This is a genomic window from Amycolatopsis rhizosphaerae (assembly GCF_007713715.1).
GTDB classification, from domain to species: Bacteria; Actinomycetota; Actinomycetes; order Mycobacteriales; family Pseudonocardiaceae; genus Amycolatopsis_E; species Amycolatopsis_E rhizosphaerae.
In genome coordinates, this window is sequence record NZ_VJWX01000265.1 from 1 (window position 1) to 9641 (window position 9641).

The window sequence follows — 9641 nt, forward strand, 5'->3', positions numbered from 1 at the left end:
TGAGGTGGCCGGTGTCGAGGTTGAGGTTGTCGCGGTGGAGGGCGGCGAGTTCGCCCCAGCGGCAGCCGGTCCAGGCGGCGGTGATGATCAGTAGGCGGGCGGTGGGGCCGCCGAGGGTGGCGGCTTGGTTGGCGATGCGTAGCACCTGCTCGGGGGTGGCCCACACGCGTTCGCGGGCGAGTGCGCGGCAGCGTCGGCCCCGGCGACGGCGTTGTCGGACGGGGTTGGTGGGGATGAGGTGTTGGTCAACGGCGTCGGTGAGGATCATCGACAGCAGCTTGACCCAGCTGGCGATGGTGGCCGTGGCGTAGTCGGCGTCGGTGGCCTGTTTGGTCCAGGTGTCGATGTCGAGGGTGGTGATCTCGCCCAAGGCCGTGTCGCCGAAGCGGGGCAGGATGTGGCAGTGCAGGTAGCTGCGGTAGTTGTCGATCGTGCGGGGATCGAGGTCCTGGGCCGGTAGCCATTGTTGTGCCCAGTCGGCGAGGGTGGTGCGGCTGTCGGCGGGGTCGATCCAGGTCTTGCGTCGTTGGTCGGTTTCCATGTCCGCGGCGTAGTGGTCGGCGATTTTGCGGGTCGGGAATCCTGGTATTGAGCTGGTGGTGCCGTTGAGGCGGCGGAAGCGGACCCTCCACGAGTGTTGCCCGGTTTGCTCTACCCACGCCATGATGACCTCCAGGGCCGTCTTGGTTCCTGCTGGTGGCTTTGTCATGCGCCTGCCATCCGGCTCATGTCAACCCACGGGCGTGACGACCCCGCGAATGCCGGGCTCGGGGACGTCGACCTCGCCGCCTGTTGTTGAGGTGCGACCTTGCACCGTGCGCCGCTGTGCCGGGGAGATGATGTGGACGCGAGGAGCACCAGGTCGTCATTCCCGCGATCCCGCGCAAAGGAGTGGGTCGGATATGACATTTTGGACATTCCGCACTGGTCGCCTGCCAAGAATGATGCGTGGATCAACACCCTCATCAAGAATAAGCAGAATGTCTATGTCGCCTCGCCGATCATCTGGGCGAACGTGTGGGATTCGGTCGAGAAACGGCAGACCGTCACGGCCCGCGAGATCAGTATGCTGACAAATGCTGGATATAGTTGGGACGGGGATTACCTGCGTCCTCCGGGGAGTTGATCTTATGAGTTTACGTGCGGCGGAATTTTCTATCCTTGAGCCGACCAAGAATTTCAACTACGGTAGCCAGGATCTGTTCTCTGCTAGGGATAACCAGATTCGCGATCTTTTACTTAAAGTTAAAGATGGAACGATGTTCGAGCAGGCGAAGCAGTTTCTACCGCGTGATGGCGATCGTGTGCTCAGTGCCTTTGCGAAGCGGGCTGCTTCCATGGCAGTGCGACATCAGGACGCGCGTGAATTGCGGGCAGGGATCTTAGCTGCGGCGATTGATCAAGAAGTGTCTAGTGACTTCCGAGAGGGTTTGCCCGCGCTTGCGCTGCTGTATCGCGCCGCTGAGATGATTGGCCGTAACCCCGATCTTGAATTCTCTGCGATCAATGATCTCTCTGGCGGCCGTGCGCGCAGCTTGGTCGACTTCCTGCGACGCCCGCCAGAAGACAAGAGCATTGAAGCGATGGGCTTCGAGGAAGGTGACGACAAACAAGGCTTTAGATTTCTCAGCAATTGGTGGTGAGATTTAGCCGGTGGGGTGAACATGTCGTCAGGAACTCACGGATGGTCGTGTTCGTCATGGGTCTCCGGTCGTCGCCTGCCTCGGCCGTGTCGTGACGACGGTTTGACCAAGGTTTGTTGATCAACTCGCTGGGCTGGAAGCCGTTGATGGCGATGTATCTTCGTTCGAGCCGGTTGGATGATCACGGTTTGGATTTGATGCTGCTACCTCGAGAGTTCTGGTAGTCGATCAGGTCGAACGGTCAGGGGTGGGCATGTAGGTATGGCGTGAGTAGGGAAGAGGATGGTTGCCTGCCCGTCGTGTAGTGGCCAGTCGCGGTGGGCACGCAGCCGACCTGTTTGCTGGTTTCGACGAGCGGAGGCAGACTTTGTTTAAGTGCAAGGAGAGAGCGCTGGAGGGCCTTCACGCTGTTTTCTGTGGAGCGATTCTGGAGCACGGGTGGGTGTGCAACGACGTTAAACTGCGTTCAACGGAAGTGGCTGGCAGTGTTTTTCCTGCTGGTTCTCAGTTTCCGCAGGTGGAAAGGTTTGGGTCACTGGCAGTGAGGGGGTCAGGGGTTCGAGTCCCCTTAGCTCCACCGAATTAGTCATTGTGCGAACCACTCCCTTCGAGGTCGTTTCCGCTGGTAGGGCGGTTGCGGCCTCGTTGTTGTTGCGGGGTTGGGGGATGCGGAAGACTGGCCGGAGCCGGTCTGGTCCGGTGATCGCCACCTGGGCGACCAGGTCCTCTAGTACTCCAGCAGCACTTCGTGATCATGGTCGTGTAGGTTACTGATCTTGTGGTGACCAATGAGGATCTTGATGCTTGGGTGGCTGGGCTGGAAGAACTGTTCGCGCAGGTGGCGGGCCGGTTCCACCGGGTCGAGCCTAGGCGGCGAGCTCGTGCTTATGTGCGCGGTTTGCTCGCTCCGCTTGCGGGCAAGAACGGGTGGACGTTGGCTGAGGCCGCTGGTGACCTCACCCCGGACGGGATGCAGCGCCTGCTCAACGCCGCTACCTGGGACGCCGACGGCATCCGTGACGATGTCCGCGCCTACGCGGTCAGCCACCTGGGCGAGCGTGACGGCGTGCTGATCGTCGATGAGACCGGATTCTTGAAGAAGGGCACCAAATCCGCCGGAGTGCAACGTCAGTACTCCGGCACCGCCGGGCGCATCGAGAATTGTCAGCTCGGGGTGTTTTGTGCTTATGCCACAAGCAAAGGCCGTACGCTGATCGACCGCGAGCTATACCTGCCGAAGTCCTGGATCAACGATCGGGAACGCTGCCGCGAGGCCGCCGTGCCCGATGAGGTCGAGTTCGCGACCAAGCCCGTGCTCGCTCAGAGGATGCTCGCCAGGGCGCTGGACGCCGGCGTCCCCGCGACCTGGGTCACTGCTGACGAAGCCTACGGCGGAGACTCGAAATTCCGGCACTGGCTGGAAGATCGACGAATCAGCTATGTCGTGGCGGTGCCCAGCAGCCAGACCATCCCTGCGGTGGCCGGCACGTCCCGCGCCGATGTTCTCGTAGCGCACGCGCCCGATGATGCGTGGAAACGCCGGAGTTGCGGCGATGGCGCCAAAGGGCCACGCGTGTTCGACTGGGCCGTTGCCGAGTTACCGACCTACCCCGACACCACCCCACCCGGCTGGCAACGCTGGTTGCTCGCGCGTCGGTCCCTAACCCGCAACAGCAAGGGCGAGTACGAGATCGCCTACTACTTGTGTTGCGCCCCAACAGGAACGACTGACGAGGACCTCATCCGGGTCGCCGGGGCACGTTGGGCGATCGAGGACTGTTTCCAGACCGCGAAGACCGAAGTCGGGCTCGACCACTATCAAGTCCGCCGCTACGACGCCTGGCATCGGCACATCACCCTGGCACTACTCGCCCACACCTACCTCGCCGTCACCGCTGCGATCGCCCCAAAAGCCCTGACAGCGGCCTCATCCCAATCACGCTGGGCGAGGTCAAGCGTCTCCTGGCACACCTGATCACCACCCCGTTCGACCGCGCCGCGACCTGGGCCTGGTCCCGATGGCGCCGACGCCACCAATACCGCGCCCAACAAGCCCACTACCAGCGCAGACAGGCAAATTACTACGAAGTGCCGCTGGAGTACTAGAGGCGGCCTGGCCGCTTATGGCGCCTCGGACCAGATCATCTGCGCGCTGCTGGACGGCCACACGCTGCGAGGCGTTACCGACGACGAGTTGGCCACCCTCACCATGCAGATCGGTGTGCTTGCCTCGGTCCCGGAGAACCCCTTCCACCAACGGCACACCGTCGACTCGCTCCTGCGACTGCTGCCCGACAGCGAGGAACTCCCGGGCAGCCCAGAACCGCCCAGTCCCCGGTTTCCCGCCCACTTGGACCGGTTTCTCGACACAGTCACCGAGTTCGCCAACCGATGAAGTCCAGACCCATTCGCACAGTTCTGATATCTGACGTCGCCAGAGAAGGTCTCCACCGAGGCACTGACCCGCTGGCGAGCCCAGCACGACCCCGCCGCCGCAGAAAGTAACCGCTTTCGGTCTGTACCGGCGACGGCCAGCACGTCTGTCGACAGGTCAGGATTGGCTGTCGGGGGTGTCCCGACGGAGCACAGTGGCGCTTCGTTCCTTTCTGCCGCGTCGCACGGGAGCGAACACTTCTGCCACCGCACGAACGAGTTCGGCGCGTTGGCTGGGCCGAGTTCCGCGCAGGACGATGAGCAGCGCGAGTAGCCGTGCGACCGCGTACACGGCAGTACAAGCGATACAGCCGATGACGGCGAAGTTGCTGACCAGCCCCATGGTGATTCTCCGGTGTCCAGGCGCAGGCATGCGCCATCAACCGGAGGTCTCATCCGCCGGGCGGGGGGCTGGTCAAGGCTCGCCGCCAAATCGGCCGACGACGCCGGGTGAGCCGGGGCTCACCGGGTTGACGACATCGCCGCTAGGGATTACTCCCCTCCCCATCAGACTCAGCGTATCGCTCGCCGCAACGGCTCCTCTATCGCCCATCTGGGGTACACCTTCACCGGTCCGGACTCGGCCGATGGTGCCCCTACTGCTGTCCGTGATGGGCACGTTCGCCGAGTTCGAGCGTGCCCTGATCCGCGAACGATCGGGCCCCACCGCGCGGACGCGGCGGGGCCCAGGTGCGATTCGCTTGCTGATTAGAGCCCGGTGCATTGGCCAGTGCGGGGGCCGCGGACGGTGTTGGGCAGCCCGGCATTGGTGGGGGGCGGGTCGTTCCCCGCGCAGGCCAGGCCACCGCTGATGGTGTTCCCGCCGATGGTGCTGGTCCCGGTGGTGCTGTTGACGGTGCACCAACATCGAGTCCCTGGCATTCGATGCCAGGGACTCGAGCGAGGCGTTGACCCACTTGGCGGTCCGGGCACGACTCAGTCCTGGGCGTATTCCACGTACAGAGGTGTGGCGAGCACGCCAGGCGGTCCGTCACTGCCGGTTGGTACTGCTGCGAGGACCCGGGCGTGCCCGCTGAGCCGTACCGGCTCGGTTGCCCACTGGTCGTAATCGTCGCCGCCGGACTGCGCACTGAAGCACAGAAACTGGAGGGTGTAGGCGAGTGAGCCCTCCAGCCCATGACGTTGCGGTGAGGGCTGGACCTCGCCGATCGTGATCGTGTCTTCGCCGGCCAGTTCGGCGAGTTTGCCGCGGAGGTGGGTTTCCTCCTCAGGTCGGCGAGTTGTCGTTGGCGGCTCGAACCTGGCGGTGGCGGCTTCGTCGGGCAGCTCGGCGAGTGTGCGGGCGTAGGCGGCGAGCGCGTCCATGTAGAACCAGCCCACCCGCTTCTCCGGTGAGGCGCCCGTCTGCCAACGGTCCAGAACATGCACGGCCGACCCGCAGAGCACGAACGGTGGCTCGGCGTCGGTGGCCGCGAAGCAGACGAGTCCGGCCAGCGCATGAGCGGCGTCCTGCTCGCTGTCGGAATACCGTGCCGCGGCCGCGTCGCCGTATCGGAACTCCTCCTCGAACTGGATCCAGTCACCGGCAAATAGGTCGTTCTCGGTTCGCCACCGGGACCCCTTCTCCCGCTCGATCATCTCCACCACCGCGTCCAGCAGGGCGACCGACGAGGGCTGCGACTCGCTGGGCAGCGCCGCCTTGGCCGACACGACTCCGGCACTGAGCCCGGCCTCGAACCCAAGCCGTCTGCGGAGACGGCCGGGCAGTTGAGGCACCAAAGTCCGCATTTTGTCCCGAAGTCCGTCAGCTCCGCAGCGCGCAGCGCGCCCATGCTGGAGCAGCCGACCACCATCAGACCCTGGTGCTGGGCATAGAGGATCTCCTTGTGCTGGACGCTGGGGACGTGGTGGAAGTAGCCGTCGATCAGGAGAAGCGTGCGGTAACCCGCCTTGGCGGCGCGCTAGACGTCGCCGACTGCGGCCGGCGGAAGTACGGTCAGGCCGGCGACGCGTTCGACTTCACTGGCGTTGGGAGTGGGTCCCACGAAGACGCAGCCGTACAAGTCAGACTCCTTTCGCGGTTTGGCCGTCGCCGGGCGGTCCGGCGAGGGAGGCCGGTGCGGAGTTCGGGTAATGGCGGATGCGGCGGATGTTCCCGGCCAGCAGGGTCACGAGCGACAGCGCGGCCACCGCGGCACAGAGGGTCAGGGCCAGGGTCAGGCCCTTGCGGTCGCCGTACGCGTCCGAGAGAAGCTGAGCGAGTACGCCGCCCGCCAAGGCGCCGAGGGGGATGGTGCTCAGATTGATCGTCCGGGCGGTGGCGTGCACTCGGCCCAGAAGACGCGGCTCTGTGACCTGCTGCCGCAGGGTGGTGACGACGGCGTTCCAGATCGGCAGCCACAGCGACGAGACCACCATGACGGTCACCACGGTGCCGACCGATGGCAGCACCAACGCCAGAGGCACGGCCAGCCACGCCAGTCCCTCGCACCCGGTCAGCAGCAGGGTGCGGCCGATTCCCAGACGCCCGGCCAGCCAGCCGCTCAGCGTTGCTCCAGCCACCGCGGCGAGCGCCCCGGCGGTGAAGAGGGTTCCGGCGACCCCCGGGGAGAGGGCGAGCGCCTTATACAGGAAGAGCACCAGCACGGTCCGTACCGCGCTCATCCCCAGGTTGCGCAGTCCTGCCGCCAGGGTGAGTGGGCGCAGGAGAGGGTGTCGCCACAGGAAGCGCAGGCCCTCGGCGATCGGGCGCCACACACCGGTGCTGGCGTCGTGTGAGCTCGGGGTGGGTTCGGGTGAGCGGACGAGGACGACCCCGGCCATCGACGCCAGAAAGGACAGCGCGTTCGCTGCCAGAGCGCCAGCCGAGGCCGATCCTTGCAGCAGGGCCCCGCCGAGCATGGGCCCCATCAGCCGAGAGACGCTGCTGGACATCTCCAGGCGCGCGTTCCCCTGCGCCAGCGGCTCTCCGCTCTCCGGCCAAGAGCGTGGGTAGATACGACTGGTAGGCCACGTCGAAGAGCACCGAGAACACCCCGGCCACCGCTGCCACGACATACAACTGGGCGATGGACAGCACGTCGAAGGCCGCAGCCACCGGCAGGGTTGCGAAAGTCGCGAACCGCACCAGGTCGGCAGTGATCATCGCGGGACGTCGGCGGATGCGGTCCATCAGCACCCCGACGAACAGTCCCAGCACTGGGTAGGCAGCAGAGGCGATCGCGTTGAGCGCACCGACCTCGACACTGCCCGCATGCAGCACGACCACGGCGACAGTCGGTAGCACGAATGCAGATACCTGATCACCGATCAGCGACACTGTCTGCCCCGCCCAGAGCCATCGGAAGTCTCGACCGGCTGTGCTCACGTCAATGGCCTGACGGGGCCAGCGCGGAGCCGTATGGGCCGTATGCCCCTGGTACGACCGCCTTCACCACCCACGGCCCCGGATGAGCGCCTGCCACCTCGACGACGACAATCCGCTCGAATCCAGCGCGTAGGAGTGCCTCCGCAGCCACTGCGACGTCGGAGCCCGCACCGTGAGGCGTGTACGACCGCACGGTGGCGAAGTCGGTTCGCTCGCCGCCGACGTGCAGGTCGTCCCACACTCGCTGGACAAGGCCGGTGTCGTGGGCCCTGGCCATCTCCTCCCTCGTGACGTCATCCCGGCTGCCGGAGATGTAGGTCAGCTTCTTCTGCGCGGCCTCCTGCAGCGCGCCGGCCAAGGCCACGGCTGGGTCCGGCCGACAGCAGAAGCCGTCGTGTACTCCGGTCCCGAACCACTCGGCGAGGTTGGGGTTCGACAAGATGACGCAGCCCACTACGGGGAGCCCGACCGCACTGGTGATGTCCCAGGCAGCGACGTACACACCGTGTGCAGCGAACCGGTCCAGGAGCCGGCGGCATTCGGCGTCCCGCACCGTGTCAAGCGCAATCCGCCGCTCGTCGTCACTGGTCCGCCACCGCCATTCCGCGTCGCGCTCGATCACCTCGCACAGAGCGTGGAGCAGCGCCTCCGGCCGAGTGTTGCCCGACGCCAGACCATTCGAGTTGCGGGCGAGCCAGGGCGCCGTCAGGCTGCCGAGCCGGAAGTCCAGTGACACGACATCCAAGGGCACCCACACACGCCTGCCGGACGAGACATCGGATCCTGGGATCCACGTTGCGCGCCGTTGCCGGTGACCGGTCGGCTCGGCATCAAGGGCGAGCGGCAGCGTGTCCGGGTCCACGGCCGTGATGCCGTTGTCCGTCAACTCCCTGAAAGACGCCACCTGGCCCGGCGTATCAAGGTTTTCCGCACGCCAGACCTCCAGACTCTCCATCAGCGCTGCCGTTCGCGCGGAGGCGGTGTCCATGCCCTTGCCGACGCTGACGGCCAGCGAGCGGGCGCCGGGACGCACGGCGAGGTACACAGAAATCCCCAGCACATCCAAGCCCGTCACATCGGCGAGACGTGTCACGCCTGCCGAAGGCATCAGACGCCGAAACCGCGCGAACGTCTCGTCCGCCGGGCAGGCGCGCCCCGACCTTTCCGTCAGACGAGCCTCGCGGCCACCGCGGCGCCGACAGAGTGCACGCCGCTCTTGACGGAACATGCGGCTCCCACGCCGTTCGCGGAACGCTTTACGGAGCAGGCGGCCCCGACACCGTGAACCGACGACTTCACCGAACACGCCGCTCCGACACTGTGCACGCAGTTTTTGACCGATCCGGACATGACTCCCCACTTCCACTCGATGCATCGTGCAATGGATCGCCCCGAGAGTACGGACGCTCATGAAATGGTTCAACCAATTGCCAACCAATACCGGAATCAATCCGGCGAACGGCGCATCGACCGCATCCGAGGTCATGAGTACGAGCCCCGTCGCGACTGTAACCCGTACCGATCTTCGTGATCCAACAGCTGACAACGTGCCTGCCACCTGAAATGCGTAAGCCGAATGAAGGAGAAAATCGGGAGAGTTGGACGTCCCGGTTGGAGCATGAACTGCGGTGAACCGACGTCGACGGACCCGGTTTATGCTGCGGTTTCTCTGTTCTTCCAGGTCAGCGAATTGCGGTAACGGCGCTGGGGGTCAAGGGGTCGCAGGTTCAAATCCTGTCGTCCCGACGGTCGAGAGGGTTTCCGCAGGTCAGAGTCTGCGGGAACTCTCTTTTTGTGATCTTGGTGAGTTCTTCGAGGTCGAGCATGCCGCTCATCGACACCTTTACTCGGCTGTTTGGTCGTCGGCGAGTGGGGCGTGCGACCAGGTGACCTGCACGTATGCGGGGCCATGTGGGCTTGTTGAGTGGCCAGGAGCTCCTTTACTCCGCTCCGGGGCCGAGTAGTTGGGTCTGCGGCTGTCAGCATTGGGCTCTACACCGAGCTAAGACCTTGTCTCATTTGGTGAGTTTTTTGTAGCAGGTGATGGCGGCGCCGAGGGTGAGGAAGGCGAGGTAGTGGCTGGGTTTGCGTTCGTAGCGGATGGTCAGGCCGCCGGTGGCCGGTCAGCCAGGCGATCGTTCTTTCGATGACCCACCGGTGCTTGCCGAGTTTCTCGGTGGATTCGATGCCCTTGCGGGCGATGCGCGGGATGATTCGGCGCTGGCGGAGCCAGTCGC

The 9641-nt window shown here is 64.9% G+C and carries 8 protein-coding genes and 3 pseudogenes; 4 read left to right on the forward strand and 7 right to left on the reverse strand.

Annotated elements, in window-relative coordinates; genetic code table 11:
* A partial coding sequence (locus FNH05_RS23290; protein ID WP_222426682.1) for a tyrosine-type recombinase/integrase occupies positions 1 to 664 on the reverse strand: 664 nt, incomplete at its 3' end.
* Between the two features lie 246 nt (positions 665 to 910).
* On the opposite strand from FNH05_RS23290, the gene FNH05_RS23295 reads away from it, so the two are divergent.
* The 4 genes from FNH05_RS23295 to FNH05_RS23315 all read left to right on the forward strand — a co-directional run bounded on the left by FNH05_RS23295 (position 911) and on the right by FNH05_RS23315 (position 4038).
* Positions 911 to 1126 carry a hypothetical protein gene (locus FNH05_RS23295; RefSeq protein ID WP_222426683.1) on the forward strand — a complete coding sequence of 72 codons (216 nt, stop codon included), beginning with the start codon at positions 911 to 913 and terminating at the stop codon, positions 1124 to 1126.
* A 4-nt stretch (positions 1127 to 1130) separates the two neighbouring features.
* Positions 1131 to 1643: a hypothetical protein gene (locus FNH05_RS23300; RefSeq protein ID WP_144590853.1), complete on the forward strand. Its 513-nt coding sequence runs from the start codon at positions 1131 to 1133 to the stop codon at positions 1641 to 1643.
* Between the two features lie 778 nt (positions 1644 to 2421).
* The gene (locus FNH05_RS23310) at positions 2422 to 3618 is read left to right on the forward strand and encodes an IS701 family transposase (RefSeq protein WP_222426684.1); all 1197 of its coding nucleotides are present in this window, start codon (positions 2422 to 2424) and stop codon (positions 3616 to 3618) included.
* Between the two features lie 219 nt (positions 3619 to 3837).
* A complete protein-coding gene (locus tag FNH05_RS23315; protein ID WP_144590854.1) occupies positions 3838 to 4038 on the forward strand; it encodes a hypothetical protein in 201 nt (66 codons plus the stop codon).
* A gap of 974 nt (positions 4039 to 5012) precedes the next feature.
* On the opposite strand, the gene FNH05_RS39410 is transcribed toward FNH05_RS23315, so the two are convergent.
* The 6 genes and pseudogenes from FNH05_RS39410 to FNH05_RS23340 all read right to left on the reverse strand — a co-directional run.
* The gene (locus FNH05_RS39410; protein ID WP_281287629.1) at positions 5013 to 5825 is read right to left on the reverse strand and encodes an SAVMC3_10250 family protein; all 813 of its coding nucleotides are present in this window, start codon (positions 5823 to 5825) and stop codon (positions 5013 to 5015) included.
* Positions 5826 to 5836: 11 nt separating this feature from the next.
* Positions 5837 to 5965 (reverse strand): annotated as a pseudogene (locus tag FNH05_RS39900) (TfuA-like protein); the annotation flags it as partial.
* Between the two features lie 136 nt (positions 5966 to 6101).
* The gene (locus FNH05_RS23325; protein WP_144590855.1) at positions 6102 to 7094 is read right to left on the reverse strand and encodes an MFS transporter; all 993 of its coding nucleotides are present in this window, start codon (positions 7092 to 7094) and stop codon (positions 6102 to 6104) included.
* Positions 7003 to 7404 (reverse strand): annotated as a pseudogene (locus FNH05_RS40070) (MFS transporter); the annotation flags it as partial. The gene FNH05_RS23325 and the pseudogene FNH05_RS40070, both read right to left, overlap by 92 nt.
* 1 nt (position 7405) lies before the next feature.
* A complete protein-coding gene (locus FNH05_RS23335) occupies positions 7406 to 8890 on the reverse strand; it encodes a YcaO-like family protein (RefSeq protein WP_144590856.1) in 1485 nt (494 codons plus the stop codon).
* Positions 8891 to 9419: 529 nt separating this feature from the next.
* Positions 9420 to 9641: pseudogene (locus tag FNH05_RS23340) on the reverse strand (IS5/IS1182 family transposase); the annotation flags it as partial.

Bases quoted from the DNA above. Each gene is read 5' to 3' on its own strand.
- FNH05_RS23335 (WP_144590856.1), bottom strand. From the start codon at position 8,890: ATGACCTCGGATGCGGTCGATGCGCCGTTCGCCGGATTGATTCCGGTA.
- FNH05_RS23325 (WP_144590855.1), bottom strand. From the start codon at position 7,094: ATGTCGTGGCAGCGGTGGCCGGGGTGTTCTCGGTGCTCTTCGACGTGG.
- FNH05_RS39410 (WP_281287629.1), bottom strand. From the start codon at position 5,825: ATGCGGACTTTGGTGCCTCAACTGCCCGGCCGTCTCCGCAGACGGCTT.
- FNH05_RS23300 (WP_144590853.1), top strand. From the start codon at position 1,131: ATGAGTTTACGTGCGGCGGAATTTTCTATCCTTGAGCCGACCAAGAAT.